Source organism: Hyphococcus sp. D3-15, assembly GCF_055809375.1.
In genome coordinates this window covers 1956703-1979394 of sequence record NZ_CM147910.1, presented here as the reverse complement: position 1 = coordinate 1979394, position 22692 = coordinate 1956703, and the positions used below count along the sequence as shown (strand labels likewise).

26 protein-coding genes are annotated in these 22692 nt (G+C 60.3%); 13 read left to right on the top strand and 13 right to left on the bottom strand.

The annotated features are described in order from the left end of the window. Positions 1 to 218: 218 nt before the first annotated feature. The 5 genes from AC0L8G_RS09855 to AC0L8G_RS09835 form a co-directional block, all read right to left on the bottom strand. Positions 219 to 824, bottom strand: a complete 606-nt coding sequence (locus tag AC0L8G_RS09855) for a GNAT family N-acetyltransferase (RefSeq protein WP_473388675.1) — start codon at positions 822 to 824, stop codon at positions 219 to 221. Positions 825 to 867: 43 nt separating this feature from the next. Then, positions 868 to 2334: a Si-specific NAD(P)(+) transhydrogenase gene (gene sthA, locus AC0L8G_RS09850; RefSeq protein ID WP_473388674.1), complete on the bottom strand. Its 1467-nt coding sequence runs from the start codon at positions 2332 to 2334 to the stop codon at positions 868 to 870. Positions 2335 to 2516: 182 nt separating this feature from the next. Further along, positions 2517 to 3764 (bottom strand): M16 family metallopeptidase, encoded by a 1248-nt coding sequence (locus AC0L8G_RS09845; protein ID WP_473388673.1) that lies wholly within the window; start codon positions 3762 to 3764, stop codon positions 2517 to 2519. A 1-nt stretch (position 3765) separates the two neighbouring features. Continuing rightward, entirely contained in the window at positions 3766 to 5166 is a 1401-nt protein-coding gene (gene thrC, locus AC0L8G_RS09840) for a threonine synthase (protein WP_473388672.1), read from the bottom strand. Positions 5167 to 5181: 15 nt separating this feature from the next. Continuing rightward, positions 5182 to 6234 (bottom strand): SMP-30/gluconolactonase/LRE family protein, encoded by a 1053-nt coding sequence (locus AC0L8G_RS09835; protein ID WP_473388670.1) that lies wholly within the window; start codon positions 6232 to 6234, stop codon positions 5182 to 5184. A 245-nt stretch (positions 6235 to 6479) separates the two neighbouring features. On the opposite strand from AC0L8G_RS09835, the gene rpmE reads away from it, so the two are divergent. Continuing rightward, entirely contained in the window at positions 6480 to 6704 is a 225-nt protein-coding gene (gene rpmE / locus AC0L8G_RS09830) for a 50S ribosomal protein L31 (protein ID WP_473388669.1), read from the top strand. Positions 6705 to 6830: 126 nt separating this feature from the next. Here the strand turns inward: rpmE and AC0L8G_RS09825 are convergent, their stop codons facing one another. Further along, the gene (locus AC0L8G_RS09825) at positions 6831 to 7118 is read right to left on the bottom strand and encodes a GIY-YIG nuclease family protein (RefSeq protein WP_473388668.1); all 288 of its coding nucleotides are present in this window, start codon (positions 7116 to 7118) and stop codon (positions 6831 to 6833) included. 136 nt (positions 7119 to 7254) lie between these two features. Continuing rightward, on the bottom strand, positions 7255 to 7782 hold the full coding sequence (rcdA, locus tag AC0L8G_RS09820; protein WP_473388667.1) for a protease adaptor protein RcdA: 528 nt from the start codon (positions 7780 to 7782) through the stop codon (positions 7255 to 7257). 125 nt (positions 7783 to 7907) lie between these two features. Here rcdA and AC0L8G_RS09815 point away from each other — a divergent pair, with 125 nt between their 5' ends. Next, positions 7908 to 8657: a DUF429 domain-containing protein gene (locus AC0L8G_RS09815; protein ID WP_473388665.1), complete on the top strand. Its 750-nt coding sequence runs from the start codon at positions 7908 to 7910 to the stop codon at positions 8655 to 8657. 58 nt (positions 8658 to 8715) lie between these two features. Here the strand turns inward: AC0L8G_RS09815 and AC0L8G_RS09810 are convergent, their stop codons facing one another. The 3 genes from AC0L8G_RS09810 to AC0L8G_RS09800 all read right to left on the bottom strand — a co-directional run bounded on the left by AC0L8G_RS09810 (position 8716) and on the right by AC0L8G_RS09800 (position 11287). Beyond that, the gene (locus tag AC0L8G_RS09810) at positions 8716 to 9675 is read right to left on the bottom strand and encodes a hypothetical protein (RefSeq protein WP_473388664.1); all 960 of its coding nucleotides are present in this window, start codon (positions 9673 to 9675) and stop codon (positions 8716 to 8718) included. A 58-nt stretch (positions 9676 to 9733) separates the two neighbouring features. Beyond that, entirely contained in the window at positions 9734 to 11089 is a 1356-nt protein-coding gene (locus AC0L8G_RS09805; protein WP_473388663.1) for a hypothetical protein, read from the bottom strand. A gap of 66 nt (positions 11090 to 11155) precedes the next feature. Then, entirely contained in the window at positions 11156 to 11287 is a 132-nt protein-coding gene (locus AC0L8G_RS09800) for a hypothetical protein (protein WP_473388661.1), read from the bottom strand. Between AC0L8G_RS09800 and trmFO the strand changes: the two genes are divergently transcribed. From trmFO to AC0L8G_RS09770, 6 genes are all read left to right on the top strand, one after another. After that, positions 11286 to 12689 carry a methylenetetrahydrofolate--tRNA-(uracil(54)-C(5))-methyltransferase (FADH(2)-oxidizing) TrmFO gene (gene trmFO / locus AC0L8G_RS09795; RefSeq protein WP_473388660.1) on the top strand — a complete coding sequence of 468 codons (1404 nt, stop codon included), beginning with the start codon at positions 11286 to 11288 and terminating at the stop codon, positions 12687 to 12689. The two genes, AC0L8G_RS09800 and trmFO, sit on opposite strands and share 2 nt — an antisense overlap. A gap of 214 nt (positions 12690 to 12903) precedes the next feature. Further along, complete coding sequence (locus tag AC0L8G_RS09790) at positions 12904 to 13641, top strand: TetR/AcrR family transcriptional regulator (protein ID WP_473388658.1); 738 nt, start codon at positions 12904 to 12906, stop codon at positions 13639 to 13641. 44 nt (positions 13642 to 13685) lie between these two features. Beyond that, positions 13686 to 14576, top strand: a complete 891-nt coding sequence (locus tag AC0L8G_RS09785) for a pirin family protein (protein WP_473388657.1) — start codon at positions 13686 to 13688, stop codon at positions 14574 to 14576. A gap of 677 nt (positions 14577 to 15253) precedes the next feature. Then, positions 15254 to 15658 carry a hypothetical protein gene (locus AC0L8G_RS09780; RefSeq protein WP_473388656.1) on the top strand — a complete coding sequence of 135 codons (405 nt, stop codon included), beginning with the start codon at positions 15254 to 15256 and terminating at the stop codon, positions 15656 to 15658. 6 nt (positions 15659 to 15664) lie between these two features. Next, a complete protein-coding gene (locus tag AC0L8G_RS09775) occupies positions 15665 to 17230 on the top strand; it encodes an FAD-binding oxidoreductase (protein ID WP_473388655.1) in 1566 nt (521 codons plus the stop codon). Beyond that, positions 17230 to 17658, top strand: coding sequence for a c-type cytochrome (locus AC0L8G_RS09770; protein ID WP_473388653.1), 429 nt, complete (start codon positions 17230 to 17232; stop codon positions 17656 to 17658). The genes AC0L8G_RS09775 and AC0L8G_RS09770 overlap by 1 nt, the downstream gene beginning before the upstream one ends. Before the next feature lie 11 nt (positions 17659 to 17669). Here the strand turns inward: AC0L8G_RS09770 and AC0L8G_RS09765 are convergent, their stop codons facing one another. Then, on the bottom strand, positions 17670 to 17864 hold the full coding sequence (locus AC0L8G_RS09765) for a DUF1192 domain-containing protein (RefSeq protein ID WP_473388652.1): 195 nt from the start codon (positions 17862 to 17864) through the stop codon (positions 17670 to 17672). 229 nt (positions 17865 to 18093) lie between these two features. Between AC0L8G_RS09765 and AC0L8G_RS09760 the strand changes: the two genes are divergently transcribed. Together AC0L8G_RS09760 and AC0L8G_RS09755 are read left to right on the top strand one after the other, a co-directional pair. Next, complete coding sequence (locus AC0L8G_RS09760; protein WP_473388651.1) at positions 18094 to 19086, top strand: NAD(P)H-quinone oxidoreductase; 993 nt, start codon at positions 18094 to 18096, stop codon at positions 19084 to 19086. A gap of 142 nt (positions 19087 to 19228) precedes the next feature. Beyond that, positions 19229 to 19924 (top strand): DUF1013 domain-containing protein, encoded by a 696-nt coding sequence (locus AC0L8G_RS09755; protein ID WP_473388649.1) that lies wholly within the window; start codon positions 19229 to 19231, stop codon positions 19922 to 19924. Positions 19925 to 19940: 16 nt separating this feature from the next. On the opposite strand, the gene AC0L8G_RS09750 is transcribed toward AC0L8G_RS09755, so the two are convergent. Both AC0L8G_RS09750 and AC0L8G_RS09745 read right to left on the bottom strand, forming a co-directional pair. Further along, complete coding sequence (locus tag AC0L8G_RS09750; RefSeq protein ID WP_473388648.1) at positions 19941 to 20723, bottom strand: SDR family NAD(P)-dependent oxidoreductase; 783 nt, start codon at positions 20721 to 20723, stop codon at positions 19941 to 19943. A 151-nt stretch (positions 20724 to 20874) separates the two neighbouring features. Then, complete coding sequence (locus AC0L8G_RS09745; protein ID WP_473388647.1) at positions 20875 to 21057, bottom strand: YdcH family protein; 183 nt, start codon at positions 21055 to 21057, stop codon at positions 20875 to 20877. Positions 21058 to 21211: 154 nt separating this feature from the next. Here AC0L8G_RS09745 and AC0L8G_RS09740 point away from each other — a divergent pair, with 154 nt between their 5' ends. From AC0L8G_RS09740 to AC0L8G_RS09730, 3 genes are read left to right on the top strand one after another with little or no spacing between them, the layout of a single operon-like run. Then, the gene (locus AC0L8G_RS09740) at positions 21212 to 21805 is read left to right on the top strand and encodes a UbiX family flavin prenyltransferase (RefSeq protein WP_473388645.1); all 594 of its coding nucleotides are present in this window, start codon (positions 21212 to 21214) and stop codon (positions 21803 to 21805) included. Continuing rightward, positions 21802 to 22311, top strand: a complete 510-nt coding sequence (locus AC0L8G_RS09735; protein WP_473388644.1) for a TIGR02444 family protein — start codon at positions 21802 to 21804, stop codon at positions 22309 to 22311. The genes AC0L8G_RS09740 and AC0L8G_RS09735 overlap by 4 nt, the downstream gene beginning before the upstream one ends. A gap of 15 nt (positions 22312 to 22326) precedes the next feature. Next, positions 22327 to 22668 carry a YdcH family protein gene (locus tag AC0L8G_RS09730; protein WP_473388643.1) on the top strand — a complete coding sequence of 114 codons (342 nt, stop codon included), beginning with the start codon at positions 22327 to 22329 and terminating at the stop codon, positions 22666 to 22668. Positions 22669 to 22692 lie beyond the last annotated feature (24 nt).

Below are 22692 nucleotides of genomic sequence, written 5' to 3'. Positions count from 1 at the left end.
TCGCCCTGAACCCTCAACCATAGCCATTACACCGCTTCAAAACGGCCCAATTGAGCAGCTACCCCACAAGAACCGGGCCAGACGGCCAGCTCCCCTTCGCGGCTGAAAACAGCACGCGCATCGCCCTTGCTCATCATCACGCGGCATCATCGTTATCGCAAGAGGCCGTCCTGATTTCCGGCGGATTTTTTGGTTCGTTTGGTCGCAAACAAAGTGACCTAGATCGCCTCGTCCTTGTTTTTACTGTAGTCTTCCGCCGTCAATGCAAAAATCAGGTGATCGCGCCAAACGCCGTTTATCTTGAGATATTGGCGCGCAACGCCCTCCTGAACGAAGCCGCAGCCTTCAAGAAGCTTTTGCGACGCAACATTCTCCGGCTGGCAGGCGGCTACAAGACGGTTAAGATCGATCACCTCAAATGCGTGTGCGGACAAAGCCTTAACAGCCGCCGTCCCATAGCCCCGGCGGACATGGGGCGCGCCAACCCAATAGCCGAGAATCGCCGAGCGCGAGGCGCCATAGCGAATATTGCTGAGCGTCGCGCCACCGACCAGCGCATTATCACGCTGGCGGAAAGACAACAGATGCAAGCCGCCGCCACGGCGGCGGTCCCGATCATAGACTTTCAGGCGGCGCTTAAAGGCGGCGAGACTCGACTGTTCCGGCGTCCACGCCTCTTCCCATTCGGTGAGATGCGCGCGGCTCACCTCGCGCAGGCCCTCCCAAGCGTCATGATCAGACGCCGTTGCGGTGCGCAGCAGCACAGGCTCGTGCACCAGCACCGGGTTGAAGCTTGGATTGGACTGAACCGTCGTGAATATCATCGGCCCATTATAGCGCGAATACCGCCGCCGGAAAACGCAGCGCTTACGCCCTTTTCAGTTTCGCCTCGATGGCGTCGCGCATCTTGTGCGGCGCCGGGCGGGCGTCCTTTTCGGATTGCTGCACCGGCATGCGGTTATAGGCGTCGAGGGCCGCGACCTTGTAGGCTTCGGCGAGGGTCGGATAGTTGAACGTGTTCTCGACGAAATAATCGAGCCCGCCCCCGAGATTGAGCACCGCCTGGCCGATATGGATCAGCTCCGTCGCACCCTCGCCGACAATGTGACAACCGAGCAGTTTGCGCGTCTTGAGGCTGAACAGCATTTTCAGCATGCCATTGTCGAGGCCCATAATGTGGCCGCGCGAGGTTTCACGGAAGCGCGCAATTCCGCATTCATAAGGAATGCCGCGCTCGCGGGCTTCTTCTTCGGTCAGGCCAACGGTCGAAATTTCCGGCACCGCATATATTCCGTAGGGGAAGAATTCCGGCGGCTTGTGGGCGCGCTCGTTAAACGCGCAACAGGCGGCGATGCGTCCCTGCTCCATCGAAGCCGATGCAAGGCTCGGAAAGCCGATGACGTCTCCCGCAGCGTAAATATGCGCAACATCGGTCTGGAATGTCGCCGGATCGACTGACAGCCGTCCGCGATGATCGGTGGCGAGCCCCGCCGCCTCGAGATTGAGGCTCGGCGTCGCGCCCATGCGACCGGCGGCGAACAACACCGTATCCGCCCGCACCACGCGTCCGTCTTCAAGCGAGATTTCGCAGCGCTTGCCGTCTTCACGGGTGATCGACGCGACCTTGGAGCCGAAGCGCAATTGCACGCCGCGATCGCGCAACTGATGTGTGAGGTCGGCGACCAGTTCCTTGTCGACAAAATCGAGCATGGTGTCGCGCGGCTCGATCAAGGTGACCGGCACGTCCAGCGCGGAAAAGATCGTGGCGTATTCAATGCCGATGACCCCGGCGCCGATTACAGCGAGGGATTTCGGCATGGTTTTGAGGTCGAGAATGTCGTCGCTGTCGAGCACATGCTCCCCGTCAAACGGCACATAGTCCGGACGGAACGGAACCGTGCCAACGCAAATCAAAAAACGCTCTGCGGTGAACAGCGAAACATCGCCGCCTTCTTTCGTGACCTTGATTTCATGGGCGCTGGTGAATTGCGCCTCGCCTTTCAGCGTCGTCACCTGGTTGCGCGCGAATTGATGCTCGAGCACTTCGACTTCATGGCTCAAGGTCATGCGCAGCCGCGCGCTTAAATCATCCGCAGTGATGTCCTGCTTGACCCGATAGGCCCGCCCGTAAAAGCCGCGCTCGCGCCAGCCGGACAGGTTGAGCGCCGTTTCGCGCAGGGTTTTCGACGGGATAGTGCCCGTATGCACCGAGACGCCGCCGACGCGGCGCCCGCGCTCGACGACCAGCACGCTCTTGCCGAATTTCGCCGCCTGAATAGCCGCGCGCCGGCCCGCCGGGCCGCTCCCGATAACGATAAGGTCGTAGTGATTCATCCGTGGTCACCCCTGCATGGTGAACACAGATTAACGGGAAGTGGCTAAGATAGGGTGACCGCGCGCCAGGGCCGGATTCATCTTTTGGTAAGACGACCGATGGGGGTTAACCCCCTCCGTCAGCTACGCTGACACCTCCCCCGTAAACGGGGGAGGAGGAGCCTCCACCATAAGACGCGCGCCTAAACCGCCAACGCCGCCTCAACCGCATCCGCTTTGCACGGGCCGACAATCGAAATCGCGCAAGGACCTTCAAGGGCGCGCTTGGCGCAGCGCTGCATGTCATCGACCGTGACCGCGTCGATGCGGCGGAGAATTTCATCGGCGCCCATCAGCGCGCCATAGGTGAAGAGCTGTCCGGCGGCCGCCTCGATGCGATTGGCCGGGCTTTCAAGCCCCATCATCAGCGACGAGCGCAACAGCGCCTTGCCGCGCGCAACTTCCGCTTCATTCATGGAAGCCGCCGTCGCCTGCATTTCGTCGCGAATAATGCTCGCGGCTTCGGGAATATGTTTGGCTTCGGCGTTCACATAGGCGCCGAGCAGACCGGCGTTTTGAAAGCCGTCCGCAAAGGCGTAGACCGAATAGGCGAGCCCGCGTTCTTCGCGGATTTTCTGGAACAGACGCGAGGACATGCCGCCGCCCAGAATATCCGCATAAAGACGGGTTGCGAAATAGTCTTCATGGCCCGATGCGACGCCCGGAAAGGCGATGGCGAGATGGGTCTGTTCGATCTTGCGCTTGTCATGGGTGAGCCCGCCGGCAAAGTGCGGCGCGGCGCGCGCCGTCCCCTCGCCTTTGGACGCGAAATCACCGAACCAGTCTTCGGCGAGCTTGAACAACGCATCTTCATCGACGCCGCCGGAGGCCGCGACAATCATATCCTGCGGCCGGTAACAGCGCGTCATGAAGCCGCGCAAGCTGTCCGGCGTCTGCGCGCGCACGCTGTCCGGCGTGCCGAGGATCGGGCGGCCCAGCGGATGCGCGCCCCAAGCGGCTTCCGTTAGTTTTTCAAAGACAACATCGTCAGGCGTGTCCGCCGCCTCACCGATTTCCTGCACGACGACTTCGTGTTCTTTCGCCAGTTCTTCTTCATCGAACAGCGGATTGGCGAGAATGTCGGACAGCATGTCCGCGCCGAGCGCCAGATCGTCTTTCATGATGCGCGCATAATAACCGGTGCGCTGATGGCTGGTCGCGGCGTTGAGATAGCCGCCGACGCTTTCAATCTCTTCGGCGATGGCGAGCGGCGAGCGCTTCTTGGTGCCTTTGAACGCCATATGTTCGAGCAGATGCGCGATCCCGAATTCGCCCTGGCGCTCATCAACGGAACCGGCATGGACCCAAACCCCGAGCGCCGACGTCACCAGACCGGGCATCGGATCGGCGACGACCCGCACGCCATTGGCCAGCACATGCACTTTGCTCATATTAGCGCCCGAACCCGTTGCGGATCAGCGTTTTGATCGCTTCCGGATCGGCCGGCGCGTGGCTCATTTTTTCCTGCCGGTCGAACAGGTCTGCATAAAAATCAGGCAGCGCCGGGGTTTGCCCGGTCGCTTCTTTCACCGCTTCGGGGAATTTCGCCGGATGCGCTGTCGACAAGGTGATGGTCTTGCCGGTTAGCACGCCCTCATCACGCAGGCGGATCGCGGCGGCGCGGCCCACAGCCGTATGCGGATCAATCAGCGCGCCGGTTTCTTTGTAATGGCGCGCAATCTCGGCCAGCGTCTCCTCCATGGAGACGGCATCGGAAACGAAATCCTTGCGGATCGCGGCAAGCGTTTCATCGTCGATCTTCATGCCCTTGTTTGCAGCAAAGCCTTCCATCGCCGCGCGCAGGGCGTCCGCATCGCGATGCTTTGCTTCAAACAGCAAGCGTTCAAAATTGCTCGCCACCTGAATATCCATTGATGGCGAAGCGGTCGGCTTCACCGCGCCCGGCGTATAATCGCCCCTGGAAATCGCGCGATGGAGAATGTCGTTGGCGTTGGCGGCGACAGCGAGCGTCTTGATCGGCAGGCCCATTTTCTTGGCGGCGTATCCGGCGAAGACATCGCCGAAATTTCCCGTAGGGACAACGAAGTTCACCGATTCTTTGAAGTCAGCGACTTTCGCCCATGCCGTGAAGTAATAAACCGTCTGCGCGGCGAGACGCGCCCAGTTGATCGAATTGACGCCGCTCAAATGCACGTCGGCGACAAACGCCTCATCCGCGAACAGGGTTTTGACGATGGCCTGCGCGTCATCGAAGGAACCTTTGACGGCGATGTTCATGACATTCGGCGCAACCACAGAAGTCATCATGCGCTGTTGCACGGCGCTGACGCGCCCTTCCGGGTGGAGCACGGCGATGTTGACGCGCGAACACGGCTTCAACGCTTCAATCGCCGCCGAGCCGGTGTCGCCGGACGTTGCGGCGATGATGGTCAGATGTTCGTCGCGCCGTTCCAGCGCCGCATCGAACAGCCGCCCGAGGATCTGCATCGCAAAATCCTTGAACGCCAGCGTCGGGCCGTGAAACAGCTCGAGCATGTAATCGTCACCGCCCAGCGGCGTGACCGGCGCCACCGCATCATCCGTAAACGATGCATAGGCCTCTTTGGTCATGGCCGCGAGCTGGTGCTTGTCGAAGCTGTCGCCGGCGAAGCGCGAAAGGATCTCTGCGGCGGCCTGGGCATAGGGCAGCGAGCCAATCGCCCGCGCCTCTTCGACGCTGAAGGAAGGCCAGCTTTCCGGCATATAGAGCCCGCCATCCGGGGCGAGACCCGCCAGCAGCGCAGTTTCAAAATCGACGGCGGGCGCGCGCCCGCGAGTGGAGACGTATTTCATGGGGCGTTTCTTCGCTTATTCTGATCCCGCAGGCAAATCCCCTGGCGGCAACTCGCAGAACAGGAATTTCTGTTCATAAAGCGCGCCGATCAGGAGCTTGTCCTTGAGCCTTGCAGCGACCGTCGCTGCAGATTGCTGTTGTCCATCGTCGCGATAGACGGTCGTGAACGATCCGTCCGGCGCGAGCCTGATGACTTCCGACGGCGCATAGGCGTCCGCATCCTTGGCGAGGCGCGGCAGGACCAGCGGCTTGGGCAAGGCGCCGATCCAGACCGCCCCCTCCCCATCGACGGTGAGATTGTCCGGCGACGCATCCAGCGAAACGGTCTTGTCCGGGGTGAGCGCGCCCGATTCCGCATCGCGGCTGAATATCTTGACCGCATTGCCGGCGGTCTCCGCCACATAAAATGTCGCGCCATCCGGCGACAGGGCCAGCCCATTGGCGAAGCGCAGCTTGTCCGCCGCCACGCGCCATTGATCGCCATTGACGTAAAACACTTCGCCAAGCCCGGCGCGCATCACGAAATGCAAGCCGGCGAGCGGTGAATAGCGGCCCGGGCGCAGATCATTGCTCAGGTAAAACTGGCGCGGGCCGACCGCCGCAACGCTGTTCGGGCTCAGCACCCGCCGCTCTGCAAAGGTCTCCAGATGCGTCAGGTCGCCATTTTCCGCCACATCGTAAAGCTCGACTCCGGGCGCGGCTTCGTTGACCACGAAGAGCCGGCGCACATCGCCGTCTTCATAATAGTCGAGACCGAGCGGACGGAAATCAGCGGGAACGCCGCCGGTGCGGTCGCGCCAGCCCGTATCCGCCAGCGGATCATCGAGATCAAAGCTGTATATCGCCCCGCGCGCCGCGTCGTCGCGCCGGTCCACCGAAGAAATGATCGCGCGGCGGCGGATCCGGTCAATATCGATGTCTTCCGGCCCGGCGATCCCGGCCACTGGCAGACAGCGCGCCAGCGCCACCGGCTCGATCGCCGAAAACTGGTTAAAGGCGCGCAATCGAAGTCCCGTCGCAGCACCGATGACCAGGAGAACAGCGAGCAAAAACAACCAGAAACGCATCAAACTCGAGCCAGCATATAAGGATTGGCGGAAGGGGCGGCGATTGCCCTGATCCATAGCATTGCACCTGCGAAGGCGCTAGATCGGCGGCCGGGGATTTGCGATTGCGCCTGTCGGCGGCGCCGGTATTGATAGACTGGGGGCGATTCTTGCGATTTGAGGCTTGCGAAGCGCCCCGGCCCCGCGTATATGCCCCGCTCCAATCCGAAAAGCCTATAGATTTGCTCGCGCGAAGGACCGCCGCCATGAAGAAAGACATCCACCCGGATTACCACACGATCAAGGTCGTGATGACTGACGGCTCCTCCTTTGAGACCCGCTCCACCTATGGTGAAGCCGGCGCGACGATCAATCTCGACATCGATCCGCTGTCGCACCCGGCTTGGACCGGCGGCCCGGCGAAGATCGGCGAGCGCGGCCGCGTTTCGAAGTTCAACCAGAAGTTCGGTTCCTTCGGCATCAAGAAGTAATTTCTATCGGTTTTGCCGCCGTCTTTGCAAAACCGGAAACGCACAAAAATTTCCTACATTTGTAAAACGGGCGCACCCAATTCCGCCCGCCATGGGTCCCCGCTTTCGCGGGGATGAGCGGCTGGGTTAGCCGTTCCACAAGGCCGACAGGTCCTGCCAGTAGGGATTTTCCTTCTCTATCAGCTCAATCTTCCATTGGCGGTTCCATTTTTTCATCGCCCTTTCGCGCCGGAATGCACTCTCGCGCGTGTCGTGAATTTCCTGCCAGACCAATTCATCGACGCCATATTTCGCGGTGAACCCTTTGAATATTTTCTCCTTGTGCTCCCAGATCCGTTTTTCCAGATCATCGGTCATGCCGATATAGAGCGTGCCGTTCTTCCTGCTGGCGACGATGTAGACATAAAAAGCCATGCCTCTCCTCCGCTCATCCCCGCGAAAGCGGGGACCCATACAAGCGTTCCACATGTAGCGGATTGCATTGTCCACCTGCGAGCGCGGCAATCAAATCCGGTCGAATGGGTTCGCGCGCAAGAAATATGCGAAGAGGCTACCGGCCGCCGAAGGCTTTCAGCAGCGCGCGCTGCTGGGCCGCCGCATCATTCTTCACATCGGGCTTTGCTTCGCCGGTGAAGAGTTCACGGTCGAGGCGGCTGATCCGGTTGTAAAGCTGGTGGGCCGCATCAATCAGGCCGACCAGACGTTCCGGCAAGCCTTCGGAGCTGAATTTCACAGACGCCGCTTCCGACGGGATCAGCCGGTATTTCGCGTCGCTCGCCTCGCCCAGCACCATCTCGCCTTCGCGCACGGCGCGCAGGACCAGAAGCCATGACGCGATCTGCATGAGCTGCGTGGTCAGCCGCATCGACGCGCCCGCATAGGCAAGCGCAATATCGCGCGCCAGATGTTTGGACGCGTCGCGTCCTTCCCCATCAAGATAATTCGCAGTTTCTTCGACCAGGGCCATGCCTTCGCGGAAGGTGCGCGCAAAGAGTTCGGACTGCACGAATGTCTCCGCGCCGGCCACCCCTTCACTATTGTCGTCGCCGCTGATCTCTTCGATGCCCATTATCTTCATTCTTCTGCTTTCCCTAAGGATGCCGCCCCTTAGGGCCCCTGACAAGCCGGAGAGCCGCCTTGCCTTTAGTTCATCCCCCAGCCATGACCAAATGGACACGCACCGGTGCAAATTGAGCAATGCCCATGCCAAGACGTGATCCGACAACCATAGCGCGAAATCGCAGCCGGCCTTTCGTTCTGGGCGTTGATGGCTGCCGCGCCGGCTGGGTTGTGGTGCGGCTCGATTTATTGGGCGGCGAGACCAGCGGCTTTCTGGCGCCGCGCTTTGCGGATTTGCTGGCTGACGCCGGCGCAGAGGCGGCGATGATGATTATCGACATGCCGATCGGGCTGGCGGACCGTGATCGCCGCGCCTGTGAGATGATGGCGCGGCAGAAGTTGAAACCGCAGCGCAGCTCCAGCGTCTTTTCTTCCCCGCGCCGGCCGATGCTGGACTTTGCAACTTATGAACAAGCCAATGCGTGGGGCAAAGCGCATAGCTATGGCGGGTTGTCGAAACAGGCCTGGATGATCACGCCGAAAATTCGCGAGATCGACGACGCCGTCACGCCCGCCAGTCAGGCGCGGCTCGGCGAGGGCCATCCGGAAGTCGCCTTTGCGCGATTGAAGGGCCGCCCCTGCTTCGCCAAGAAATCAAATCCCGAAGGCCATAGTGAACGCCGCGCACTCCTTGAGAGCGCAGGCGTCAGGAATGCTGAGGAGATTTTTCTGTCCTTGCGCGCGCAACATGGCGCGGCGGCCCTCGCCCGCGATGATGTCTATGACGCCTGCGCGCTGGCTCTGACCGCAAAAGCGCGGCTGGAGGACGGCGCCATTCACTTAACGGACGGCAAGCGCGATGGGCGCGGATTGATTATGGAAATCTGGGGCTGAAGATTTGTTGCGCGCCGGTCATGGAAAAACCGGATCCCGCCTTTTCGCCCGGCGCTTGTTATTCGCCGGTTTTCAGGCGGCGATAGATGATCGCCTGCAAAGACATCTGCACCCCATAGATCACGGCGTAATAAAAAATCACCAGCCCGAAATAGGCGACGGTCAAAATCATCGCGATCAGCGCGAAGGCGCCGCCGCTTCCGCCGAGACCGATCATCAGCTCGAACAAAGAGGTGACGATCTGAAACATGATGGAGATGACGAAGATCATCAGCCCCATCAAAAACATAGCGCCGAACACCGACCAGAAGCGCCCTTGCGTCAGGGCGAATGAGCCGAACAGGATAAGCCGGTTTTCAGCCGCCGACCCAGCAAGGAACGGCGCCAGACGCGTACCGAGATAGATGAGCGGGATGAAGGCGACCACAATCGAAAGCACGAAGACTTTCCAATATTGCGTCATGGTCATGACTTGCTGATTGAATGCGTCTTCCGAGCCGGACTCAATCGCCGCCAGCGCGCCGGACAACACGGCGCCCATATCAGCCAGATAGTCGCCCATGCTGATGCCGGAAATCGCCAGCGCGGCACCGGTCGCAATCACCCAGACCAGCATGGAAAGCACGCCCATGATGATCGTCGCCCAGAACACCCGCCAGGCCGGACCGTCGAGCCGCACCTGAAAGAAACCAGGGCGCTCTTCACCCAGCGCCACCAGCCGGAAGATCGACGCCATGATGCCGGAATACAGCGCGCCAATGATCAGATAGAGCGCGATGGCGAGCGCGACGATGACCGGACCGGGCAGTTGTAAAATTTCTTCGAAGCCGGGAAAGACTTCTGTTTCGTCGATTTGCTGAAGCGCTTGAAAATCGAAAACCGAAGCGAAGAACAAACCCAGCAGGATGAAACTCAGCACCACCGGGGCCCAGGCGTAGCGGATCACAGTGGGCCAGCGCCGCAGGCCGAACTGAAACGACTCGTTCAAGATGTCGCCGATTGGCAGTGGACTGGACATCACGTTTCCTCGCTCGAACTCGGGATCTATGCTGAACGCTCTTTGCGTGTCGCGCAGCCTATCCCTTTTCGCTTTCCCGATAAAGCCGCCCATACAGACCCGCCGTCACCCCGAAGGAGAAGAACGACCAGAACATGTTGGCGATGATTTTGGTGATGTTCCAGCTCCAGACGAATACCGGCCGAACCCAGTCCGCCGTCACGCCGCTATTGACCAGCTTCGTCGACACCGATGTCGCCTGATAGAGAACGCTCACCACTTGCGGCAGTAAAAACTGAAACAGGAATGCGTTCAGGACATAGACCTGAACGAAAGTCAAAATCGCCGTCACCAGGGTCACGATGGCGAACAGGCGCAAGATGTTCCAGCCGCGCGTCACGGCGAGCGTATCGCCGAGCGCGAGGGATTTTCGGCACACCGCGACGCCGGGATAGGCGAACAATCTGATGCTCACATAATTCATTACAAAGAAGGACGCCGCGCCGAAGAACAACACCCGCGTTGACGGCGCCTTCATGGTGAAGTCGAGACCGGTGAGAATGCCGCTCATATCGATATTGGCGGCGCCCGCCATGCTGGAAAGAAAGCCGAGAAACGTCACATTGCCGCGAAACTGCGTCACCATCAGTTCGGCGAGAAAGAAATAGGCCGCCAGCATCAATCCGGCGGCGACAACAAAAGTCGTCAGCAAGCGCAGGATGGCGCTGCCCGCTGCGGGCGCATGGGGGCGGTTCTTCGGCGCGAAGTGAAAAAACAAAAACGCCCAGAACAACAGCGCCACCGGCGCCGCCGCGCTTAACGGTATGGCGCGATTATAGAGCCAGCTTTTGCCGGCCGCCGCCGCTCTGTCTCCGGCGGTTGTGATTTCAATCGTGTGCAGGCTGCCCGGATCGGGAAAGCTCGCCATGGTCTGCGACATCGCCGCGACGATGTATTTCAGCGTGTAAAAGGACACCGCCGCCATCGGACCGAACACCAGCACGGCGACGAAAAGCAGGCTGAACAGGCTGGAGACCACATAGCGCATCTGGTCCGGGCCGAAGGGCGCATGCATGAAACCCGGCGTCGGTTTTTCACCAAGCCCCGCATAACGGATCAGCGGCGCCATGAAAGACGCGGTCAGGATCGCCTGCGCGGCGAGACCGGCGAGCATGATTGTCCACATGGCGCCGGGATGGTTCTGAAAACCGCGCGCGGCGAATTGACCGAGCTGTTGCTGCGCCCCAGCAAAGGTTGGAATGTCGGAAAAGGTGATCAGCCGCTCCGCGACGATGGAAAGCATGGCGAACACCCCCGCCATCCCCGCCACCAGCGACAAGAGAACCGGCAGCCACGCCACGCGGACAATCGTCTCCATCCGGCGTCCGCCGAAATTGAGCGACTCCCCTACTACGGAAAAAATACGCAATCCCATGTACCACCCCTGCAGACCCCCAAGCCACCCCGCGCCGCCTGTCGCCAGAAAGCGCTTTTCGCCACGCTAGCCGGAATAGGCCGGGCGCGCCACCGGCGCAGGCTCAATCGCCGCCGCTGCATATGTAGCGGGCAATTGCAGCCCGGCGCAGGAGAACATGTTGCGCCTGCCGCTATCTGCGGTAGAAGCGCGGGCCATGAGCGATAAAAACATCATCCATATTATCGGCGCCGGGCTCGCGGGCTCGGAAGCGGCCTGGCAGGCGGCGCATGCCGGCGCGCACGTCATCCTGCACGAGATGCGCCCGCATCAGGGCACCGATGCGCATCAGACAGACGGCTTCGCCGAGCTGGTGTGTTCGAACTCCTTCCGCTCCGACGATGCGGAAAACAACGCCGTCGGCTTGCTGCATGAAGAGATGCGCCGCGCCGGTTCGTTAATCATGCGCGAAGCGGACGCCAACAAGGTGCCCGCCGGCGGCGCCCTCGCGGTTGACCGCGATGCGTTTTCCGCCGGCGTCACCGCAGCGATAGAAACGCATCCGAATATCGAAGTGCGCCGCGAGCTGATTGACGCGCTGCCGCCGGAAGACTGGTCGAATGTCATCATCGCCACCGGCCCGCTTACCGCCGCGCCGCTGGCCGATGCGATCCGCGCGCTGACGGGCGAGGAATCCCTGGCCTTTTTCGATGCGATCGCGCCGATCGTCTACAAAGAATCCGTGAATTTCGACATCGCCTGGATGCAGTCGCGCTATGACAAAAAAGGCCCCGGCGGAGACGGCGCAGACTATATCAACTGCCCCATGGACGAAGCTCAGTACACAGCTTTTCTGAACGCCATGATCGCGGGCGAGAAAACCGAGTTCAAGGAATGGGAGAAGTCGACGCCCTATTTCGAAGGCTGCCTGCCGGTTGAAGTGATGGCCGAACGCGGCCCCGAAACCCTGCGCTATGGCCCGTTGAAACCGGTCGGCCTCACCAATCCGCATACAGGCGTCAAAGCCCATGCGATTGTTCAGCTGCGCCAGGACAATGCGCTCGGCACGCTTTACAATATGGTCGGTTTTCAGACCAAGCTGAAATATGGCGCGCAGGCCGACGTGTTCCGGATGATCCCCGGCCTTGAAAAAGCGGAATTCGCCCGGCTCGGCGGCATCCACCGCAACACCTTCCTGAACTCGCCGAAGCTTCTCGATCCCTCGCTCAAGCTGAAAGCGCGCCCGGCCTTGCGCTTCGCCGGCCAGATCACCGGGGTTGAAGGCTATCTTGAAAGCGCCGCGATCGGCCTGCTCACCGGACGCTTCGCCGCCGCTGAGGCGAACGGCGCCGAAATCGCCCCGCCGCCGCCGACCACCGCCTTCGGCGCCCTGCTCGCGCATCTGACCGGCGGGCATGTTTCCGACTCAGCCGGGAAAAATTTTCAGCCCATGAATGTTAATTTTGGCCTGTTCCCCGAAATTGAGACCCCGCGCACCGATTCCGAGGGGCGCCGCATCAAGGGCAAGGAGAAGGGCTTCGCCCGCAAGCGCGCGCTTAGTGCGCGAGCGCTCACAGACCTCCAGGCATGGCTGGAGAACCGGCCCTTAGCCGCTGAATAACCTGACTTTTTTGTGATTTTCGCAACTTCTGGTCCAGGAGTGGGCTGCGGCGGGTCACCCCGCCGCAGCCCCCCCGACGTGCAGCAGGGGGAGAACACCGCACAGCCGGGAAACTAGAACGCCTATGATTGCAGCCTCGCCGGGCGGCTTGTCTAGTGCGAAAAAACCTGTTTAGGTCACGCGACCTAGAGGACAGGCGATTTACGGGGGAGTAATGGCGTCGTCAACAGATCAAAGCGTAAATCTCAAAAAAAATGAGAATCCTACCGGTTACGCGCCGGCGCAGGACATGGAAAAGGCGCTCGACACCATCCGGGACCATCTCTGCGAGCTGCAGAGCAAACGTCCGACGGTGCAGATCGCCAACACCAAAACCGACCGGACCAAGTCGACGATCTTGAAGATTCTGCAAGCCGCGAAGCTGGTGTTCACCCGCAATGGCCATGCGGGCCTGTCGCTGCGCAAAGTGGCGGAAGAAGCCGGCATCGCCGTCGGCAACCTCACCTATCACTTCCCGACAAAGAATGCGCTGATCGAAGCCATGCTGCGCGAGGCGCTGGCCGATTATGTCGAAGCGCATTTCGAACAGTTCGAAGCGGATCGCGATACGCCGCTGGAGATCCTGCTGAATGTGGTCGCGTTCTATGCCCGCGACGCACGCCATAGCCATCAGTTTTTCTACCAGCTTTGGGGCTTCGCCGGCTCAAGCGAAGAAGGCCGTTTGATGGTCCGGGAATTATACCGGCCAATCGGGCGATTCATCTTTTACGTGGTCCGCGCCGCCAATCCGAAACTCACCGATACGCAAGCGCGTCAGGCGGTGCTCCAGATCTTCAGTCTGGAAGAAGGCTACAAGCTGTTTATCGGCATGGGGCCGGACACCGCCTCGGCGATCCAGTCTGCGGAAGCCGACATTCGCGCCCTGACCAAAAAGATCGTTCAGGCGGCGTAGCCTGCCCGCTTGAACGAGGCGGCGCTTCCCGTCAGACTGGCGCGATGAACGCCATCACCATGATCATCGAACCACGCACCCGCGATCTCGGGGGCTTCACCGTCGGCCGCGTGCTTCCCTACGCCAAGCGCCGAACGGTCGGACCGTTTATCTTTTTCGACGAAATGGGCCCGGCGCAATTTGCGCCAGGAACCGGCATCGATGTGCGCCCGCATCCTCATATCGGGCTTGCAACTGTTACCTATCTGTTTGACGGCGAAATCCGCCATCGCGACTCGCTGGGTTTTGATCAGGTGATCCGCCCCGGCGACGTCAACTGGATGATCGCCGGGCGCGGCATTGTGCACTCCGAACGCACCGACGCGGCGCCGCGCGCCAACGGCCAGAAGATGCACGGCATTCAAAGCTGGTTCGCCCTGCCCGAAGGATCGGAAGAAGTCGCGCCGGAATTCCATCACCACCCGAAAGCCAGCCTGCCCGTCATAGAGCGCGACGGGTTAACCATGCGGGTCATCGCCGGATCGGCCTTTGGCCAAACATCGCCGGCGAAAACCTTTTCCCCGATGTTCTATCTCGGCGTTGAGGCGGAGACTGGCGCAATTGTTCCGCTGCCGGATGAATATGAAGAGCGCGCGCTCTATATTCTGGATGGCGCGGTCGAGATTGACGGCGAGCAATATGAACATGGGCGGATGCTTGTCTTCGAACCGGGCGCCGCGCCGAAGATTGCCGCCGCCAGGCCGTCAAAGCTGATGCTGCTTGGCGGCGCGCCCATGGGCAAGCGCCATATCTGGTGGAATCTGGTCTCCTCGCGGCCCGAACGCATTGAACAGGCGAAGGCCGACTGGACATCCTCGGCGGCGAAAAACTTCACCGGAACGGTTTTCTCCCTGCCGCCGGATGAGACGGAACACATCCCGCTGCCGAGTGAGTGAACGAAATCCAAGTCGCAACTTCTCCCCTCTCCCGCTTGCGGGAGAGGGGCCGGGGGTGAGGGTCAATTATTGACCGCGGCTCTCTCAAAAAATTCCTCCCTCTGCGCATTTTTCGCGGCAACTATAAGCCTTTCCAACTCCCCAAAAGAAATCCTCCCATGCGGCCCGACTATTTCAATAGGGCTATGTATTTTCAAAGCAGCCTTTGCGTGAGTATAGGCCTCCTTCAGATGACCAGAATGCTGAGTGAAACCCTGCGCGCCATAAATTATGTACATTAGCTTTTTAAATCCTGTTGCTGATACAGGACACTTTTGACCGCACAGGGGGAATAAACATATACCCTCTTTGCGCCTCAAAAACCCGGCCGTGAGGCGCAACAAAACCCTTGACAACAATCATAGCCCCCTCACCCCAAACCCCTCTCCCCCAAGAAGGGGCGAGGGGCTTTCCACGTCACTCGCTTTTGCGGCCCTTGGTTCGCTAAAAAATGAGCTTTGCGCGTCAGTCCTAGTGCCTTGCGCCTCCCGTTATTGACGCCCTTCGCGGCCACACGAATACTGCTTCTCACGCTCATCTTGCGCCGCGCGCGCAACAACCAGAAACTGAAGCTTAAGTGATGAGCATTTGGGAGGGGCCGATGGAAGATCGCAACATGCCGAGCTTCCGCGCTGTGTGTGACCGATGAAACGCCGGAATTTTCTGAAAACCTCCGCCTCGACGCTGCTGGCCGCGCCGGTCCTGTCGTCCGCATCATTCGCCGCCGCCGCGCCGGCGCGCGCGCCGCTGACCGCTTTTTCTATGATGAGCGTTTTCCCGCCGCACGCGAGTTTGCGTCCCGGCCGGGCGGCGTCTCGCCGACCCCGGTGCGCAGCGATGTCACCGAGTTGTGGACCGGGGAATTGAACGCCCTGTCGCGGCAGACGCCGCTCGCCTTGCGCGGCGTCACCACCGAGTCCTTCTATTTCTGCCTCACCACGCTGCTGCAATCGCAAGCAAGCGTAGAGGCGCAGATCCAGCGCGTGGACAAGGACCTTTACGCCTGGACCATCGACACCAGAATTTCCGACCACAAAGGATAAGCCCATATGAGCGCACCCCTGCCCGAAGGCGTCTCCGCCGCCTCCATGAATTCGGCGCTTGAAAAGTTTCAGCGCATTGTCGGCAATGAATGGGTTTTCTCCGCCGAACAGATGTCGAGCTACGAAGACCCCTACACGATCACCAATGACGAGACCGAGAACCGCCCCTATGCGGCGGTCGCCCCGGCCACCGCCGAAGAAGTGCAGGAAATCGTCCGCGTCGCCAATGAATTTGGCGTGCCGCTTTGGCCGGTTTCGCGCGGCAAGAACTTCGCCTATGGCGGCGCCGCGCCGGTGATGTCGGGCACGGTCGTGCTCGACATGAACCGGATGAACCGCATTCTCGAAGTGAATGAAGAATTCGGTTACGCGCTGGTCGAACCGGGCGTCAGCTATTTCGAACTTTACGACTATATCCAGAAGAACAATCTGAAACTGTGGATCGACGTGCCGGACCCCGGCTGGGGCTCGGTTGTCGGCAATGCCCTCGATCACGGCATTGGTTACACGCCCTATGGCGATCACTTCGCCATGCAATGCGGCATGGAAGTGGTCTTGCCCAATGGCGAGATGATCCGCACCGGCATGGGCGCCATGCCCGGCAACAACACCTGGCAGCTCTTTAAATATGGCTTCGGGCCCTATGTGGACGGCATGTTCTCGCAATCCAATTTCGGCATTGTGACGAAGATGGGGATCTGGCTGATGCCGGAGCCCGCCGGCTATCGCCCTTACCTCATCACTTTCGAGAACGAAGACGATATCGAACTCGTCACCGAACGCCTGCGGCCCTTGAAGGTGAGCGGCGTCATCCAGAACGGCGCCACCGTACGCAGTCTCGTGCTCGATGCGGCGATCACCACCACCAAGAGCAAATATTACGACGGCGCCGGGCCAATCCCGCCCAGCGTTGCGAAAACCATGATGGCCGATCTCGATCTCGGCATGTGGAACTTCTGCGGCGCGCTTTACGGACCGCCGCCCTTGATGGACACGTTGTGGACCGCGATCCGCGATAGCTTCGCCGACATACCGGGCGCTAAATTCTATTTCCCCGAAGACCGGCGGCACAAATTCGATTTGCTGCTGCACCGCGCGGAAACCATGAAGGGCGTGCCGAAGCTGACGGAGTTCAACTTCCTCAACTGGAATGGCGGCGGCGGCCATGTGGGCTTTTCGCCGGTCTCGCCGATCACCGGCGCCGACGCTATCAAGCAATATCAAATGGTCTCAAGCCGGGTGCGCGAATATGGCTTCGACTATATGGGCCTGCTCGCCATTGGCTGGCGCGACCTGCATCATGTGACGGTCATCGTCTATGACAAGACCGACCCCGATGAGCGCAAAAAGCTCGACGATCTGTTCAACGTGCTGGTCGATGAAGCGGCCGCCGAAGGTTACGGCGAATACCGCACGCATATTCGCTATATGGACCGCATCGCCAAAACCTATAGCTGGAACAATGGATCGCTGTGGAAGATGCACGAGACGATCAAGGACGCGCTCGATCCGAATGGCATTCTCGCGCCGGGCAAATCCGGCATCTGGCCGAAAAACCGGAGACCGAAATAATGATCAACCGACCTCTCCTCTTCGCCATGACATCCGGGCTTTTCGCTATGACCACCGCCTGTGGCGGCTCCGAAGACAGCGCGCCCTCTGCATCGCAAAACGCGGCGCCGAAAAACACTGCGTCCGAAACAAGCGAGTCAGCACCGGCGCCTGTACAGGCCGCGCAAAACGCCTCGCCGGGCAAAAAGATCTTTGACGCGCAATGTTCCTATTGCCATGCGCCCGGCGACGAACATCCCGGCACCATGCAATTGCGCGTCACACGGGGCGAAGACTTCGCGGTCTTGGAACAGCGCGCCGACCTGACGCCGGATTATGTGAAATATATCGTCCGCAACGGCCTCAACGGCATGGCCCCGTTCACGCCGACGACCATCACCGATGCGGAACTCGATCAGCTCGCGGCCTATCTGGCGAAGACAGATTAGCCAACCGCCCCTCAAAACTTGAACAGTTTTTCCGCCTCTGACCGCGTGTCGCCGCGGTCGGATTTGGCTTTTTCGCAGCGCGCGATTTCCGCTTTCAGGGCCGCAATGCGTTCATCGAGATCGCCGACAGAGAGCGCGTAAAGATCCTGCTTTGCGAGATAGCCCAGCGTCATGTCCGGCTTTTCATTGAGCGGTTGATCATCCATGGCGGGCCTCCTGTTTTGAGCGTCCCGGATTTTGCGAAATCGAACCCGCCAATGCAACAAACCGACGGCTGTTGACCACGCCGCCGCGATTCATCTGCGTTTCGTTTCAAATCGATACGCTCCACCCCCTTTATAACCACTACCGGAAGTTGTTACACTCCAAAGGATTCGCATTATCAACGCAAAGCATGCTTAGGTGCTGTAAAATAAAACCAAAGAAGAGACAAAGATGAGTGTCCTCCCCCGGACTATGCAGGCGATTGTCATCGCTGAGCCCGGCGGCCCCGAAGTTTTGCAACTGATGGAACGCCCGGTCCCACGCCCGAAAGCCAATGAAGTGCTGATCCGCGCCGCCGCCGCCGGCGTCAACCGGCCGGAAGTGTTGCAGCGCAAGGGCCTTTATCCGCCGCCGCCCGGCGCCAGCGATTTGCCTGGCCTTGAATGCGCCGGCGAGATCGTTGCGATCGGGCCGGATGTGAAAGACTGGAAGGTCGGCGACCGGGTTTGCGCCCTGCTCACCGGCGGCGGCTATGCGCAATACGCCATCGCCGATGCGGGTTCGTGCCTGCCGGTTCCGGACGGCGTCACCCTCGAAGAAGCCGCCGCCTTGCCGGAAACCGTCTTCACCGTCTGGGCGAATGTGTTTGACGATGCGGGCCTTCAAGCCGGTGAGACCCTTTTCCTGCATGGCGCCACCAGCGGCATCGGCGTCACCGCGATCAAACTCGCCAAGGCGTTCGGCGCCAAAGTCTTCGTGACAGCGGGCTCGCAGGACAAATGCGACGCCGCGCTGAAGCTCGGCGCGGATGCGGCCTGGCTTTATGAACAGGACAAATGGGAAGATGCGGTCACCAAGACGGGCGGCGCGGATGTGGTGCTCGATATGGCCGGCGGCGATTTCGTGCCGCGCAATCTCGCCTGCCTGAATTTCGGCGGCCGCCATGTCTCCATCGCCATTTTGCGCGGCGCGGAGGCCCATATCAATATATTCGCCATCATGCGGAACCGCCTCCGCCTGTCCGGCTCGACCATGAAATCGCGCCCCTTTCCGGAGAAGGCCCGCCTCGCCGCGGATATCCGGGCCAAGGTCTGGCCGCATCTTGAAAGCGGCGTTTTCCGCCCCGCCCTCGATAAAATATTCCCCCTGGCCGAGGCCGCGGAGGCCCATAAACGCATGGAATCCGGGGGCCATATCGGGAAAATCGTCCTGCGGATGCCCTAATTGCGCCTTGGCGGGGGCGGCCAAACCGTCTATATGGCCATCAGAACAACGCTTTCCCCGAAAATCCGGCGGTTAGCGCGGCTCTCCGGAAGGGGGGCCGCCCCCGAAGGCTTTTCCGGATACCTCTGATTGGAGACACGACATGGCCGACCGTCCGCTGATGCCGATCGCAACCGCCGTCTGGCTGATTGACAATACTTCACTCAGCTTCGACCAGATCGCCGATTTTTGCGGCCTGCACCCGTTGCAGGTGAAAGGCATCGCCGATGGCGATGTGGGCGCTGGCGTGCGCGGCATCGATCCGATCACCACCCACCAGTTGACGCGTGAAGAAATCGAAAGCGGTCAGGCGGATGAAGCCTACCGCCTCAAAATCTCGCGGCCGAAAACCCTGGTCGCGGAAAAGCCGCGCAAGGGCCCGCGTTACACGCCGGTTTCAAAACGCCAGAACCGTCCTGACGCAATTGCGTGGATGGTGCGCAGCCACCCGGAAGTCTCCGACGCGCAAATTGCGAAACTGCTCGGCACGACCAAATCGACCATTCAGGCGGTGCGCGATCGCTCGCACTGGAACGCGGCGAATTTGCAGCCGCGCGATCCGGTCGGTCTCGGCCTGTGCTCGCAGATCGACCTTGACGCCGTTGTCCGCAAAGCGGCCGCCAAGCGCGCCAAGATGATGAAGGATCAGCCGCCCGCGCCGGAAGACGGACCTTCGCTCGAACCGGTCGCCGATCAAAGCACGCTGGCCGAGGACGAAGAAAACGCGCCGCAGGAAAAGAAGATCGACCTCAACAAGGTGTTCGCCGACTTCTCCGGCGGGTCAGACGACGACGCCTAAGCGTCGCCTTCGATCTTTATTTCGGTTTTTTCTTCTTCGCGCCGCTGACATGAGCGGCGAGCTTGCCGCCGTCGACATAAACCGTCTGGCCGGTGACGTAAGACGCCGCTTCGCTGGCGAGGAAGAACACGACTTCCGCCACCTCATCCGGGTCGCCAATGCGTTTCAGGGGCGTTGCTTCGCGTTCATTGTCGCGTTCGCTTTCCTGCATGTCGCCCTTGATCGAGCCGACGCCCACAAGATTGGCGCGCACCCCATAGGGCGACATGGCGATGGCCACGGCCTTGGTGAGCTGGTGCAAGCCGCCCTGCGACGCTGCAAAGGCGACATGATCGGCGGCCGCCGTCACCGCCTGAACCGACCCGATATTGACGATGGCGCCGGGCGGTCCCTGGTTCGCATCATCGTTCAGGCGTTTGACGAACTGCTTCGACACGGCCTGGTTGATCAGGAATGCGCCGCGAATATTCGACGCGACGACGCGGTCAAAATCATCTTCCGAGGTTTCTAAAAACGGCGCCGCGAAATTCGCCGTCACCGTATGGGCGAGCACATCGATGCGCCCGTAAACATCGAGCGCTTCAGCGATGATGTTGTGAACATCGAGCCGCTTGGTCACATCCGCATGCACGAACGCGGCGCTCACGCCGGCGGCGACCAGCTCTTCGGTGAAAAGCTTGCCGGCCTCTTCATCGGCGTCCGCGAGCAACAGGCAATCATTATTGGCGGCGAATCTGCGAACGCAGGCCGCGCCGACGCCGCGCGCCGCGCCGGTGATGATTACAATGCGTTGTGCCATGTCATTAATTCCACAAAAACCAAGCGGCGCACTTTAGGTGCGCCGCAGTATCATGCAAGACGTTTCGGTAAAAACCTTCTCGCCCGGCATTTGGTCAATTCCATGGGCCGGCAATCGCTTTTGGTCATGCAAGGCCCGAATGGCAGCCCGGTCAGTTGAGCACTTTGTTCTGTGTCCTGAGTTCTTCGAGCTGGTCCTTGATTTTCAGTTTCTGGCGTTTCAGCTCCAGCACGCGAAGGTCGTCATGGGCCGGAGATTTCGTTTCGGCGTTTATCGCCGCTTCGAGCTCCTGGTGTCGCTTATTGAGCGTTTCCATGTGAGCTTTTATCGCCATAGGTGGCCTCCTTTGCTGGGTGGTGACACCCCATATATAAGCATGAAAACCGGGCTGTTGTCACGGATTCTTCATCCCCGCCAATTCACCCTTTAGTGTTGGCGATCTGTTCACCATTAGTTTATGAATCGAATGCCAAGATATTGAGATCGCTATGGAAACGACCCGCAAACTTATTATCGGCGTGACCGGCGCGTCGGGCGCGGCGTACGCCAAAAGAGCGCTTGAGGCGCTCCGCGAAACCGATGTGGAAACCCACCTGGTTTTGAGCCGGGCGAGCGAAATGACGATTCGCTACGAGCTGAATCTTTCCGGCGCCGAATTCGCCGAACTGGCTGACCATCGCTATGCGATCGGCGATGTGGGCGCCCCGATTTCATCAGGCTCGTTTAAAACCATTGGTATGCTGATCACTCCATGTTCGGTGCGCACCATGTCGGAGATCGCCACGGGCGTCACCGGCTCCCTGCTGACGCGCGCCGCCGATGTGGTGCTCAAGGAGCGCCGCAAGCTGGTTTTGATGGCGCGCGAAACGCCGTTTCATCTCGGGCATTTGCGCACCATGACGGCGCTCGCGGAAATGGGCGCGATCATCGCGCCGCCCCTGCCCGCCTTTTACGCGGAACCGCAAACGCTTGACGATATTGTCGATCAATCGGTCGGGCGCGTTCTGGACCTTTTCGGCATCGAGACCCCGCTGGTCAAACGCTGGGGTGAAGATCTGGAGAAAGGCAAGCGCGCCACATGAGCAAGGTCGTGGGCAATCCCTTCTGGCAATGGTCGAATGACGCATATGAAATGCCCGGCGCGAAAAACCGGCTTATCTATATGCAGGACGATTTCGGCTTTGATGTGAACATCACGCTGTGGTGCTGCTGGCGCGCGAGCGAGGGTGAAACGCTGAGCGAGCCCGCCTTGCGCGAAGCCGAACGCGCTTGCACCGAATGGGCCGAAGGCGTGATCGAACCTTTGCGCGAGGCGCGCCGCAACGCCCATGCCGGCGCGGCGGAGCTGTATGAGCGAATCAAACAGGTGGAGCTTGATGCGGAACATCTGGAGCAGGACATTTTATATGGCCTGTCGCGGCCGGGAAATCCGATCAGCCGCGAAAACATGTTCACTGCGGCGAAAAACAACCTCGCGCTTTATGCAAGCTTTCTCGACGCCCCGCGGCGCGACGGCTTTTCAACCGCATTGCTTCGCGACCTGGTCGAACATATCTTTGGCGCCGCCCCTTCCGGGCATGCGCATTAAAGACAGGAAACGGGCATGAGCGATGGCGCCCCGCCAACAGACGGCGATGATGAAGAGGCGAAACGCATCCAGGCCCGAGAGCGCCTTGCGGCGACCTTGATCATCGCCGAACGCTTCAAGGCGCGCGGCTTTTCCGCCAATGACCGGGATTTTGACGGCGCCAATGACGAAGCCATGGCGATCCGCCTTGCAACCCTTGAAGAAGAACACCGCGATCTCGATGCGGCGATCACCTCGCTTGAAATGAACTCGCCCTATGAACGGCTGACCATTGCGCGGCTGAAAAAGAAAAAACTGGCGCTGAAAGACCTGATCCAGGAGATCAAGGATTCCATGCTGCCCGACATTATCGCCTGAGGCGCGATTGGTTTGAGGCGGCTA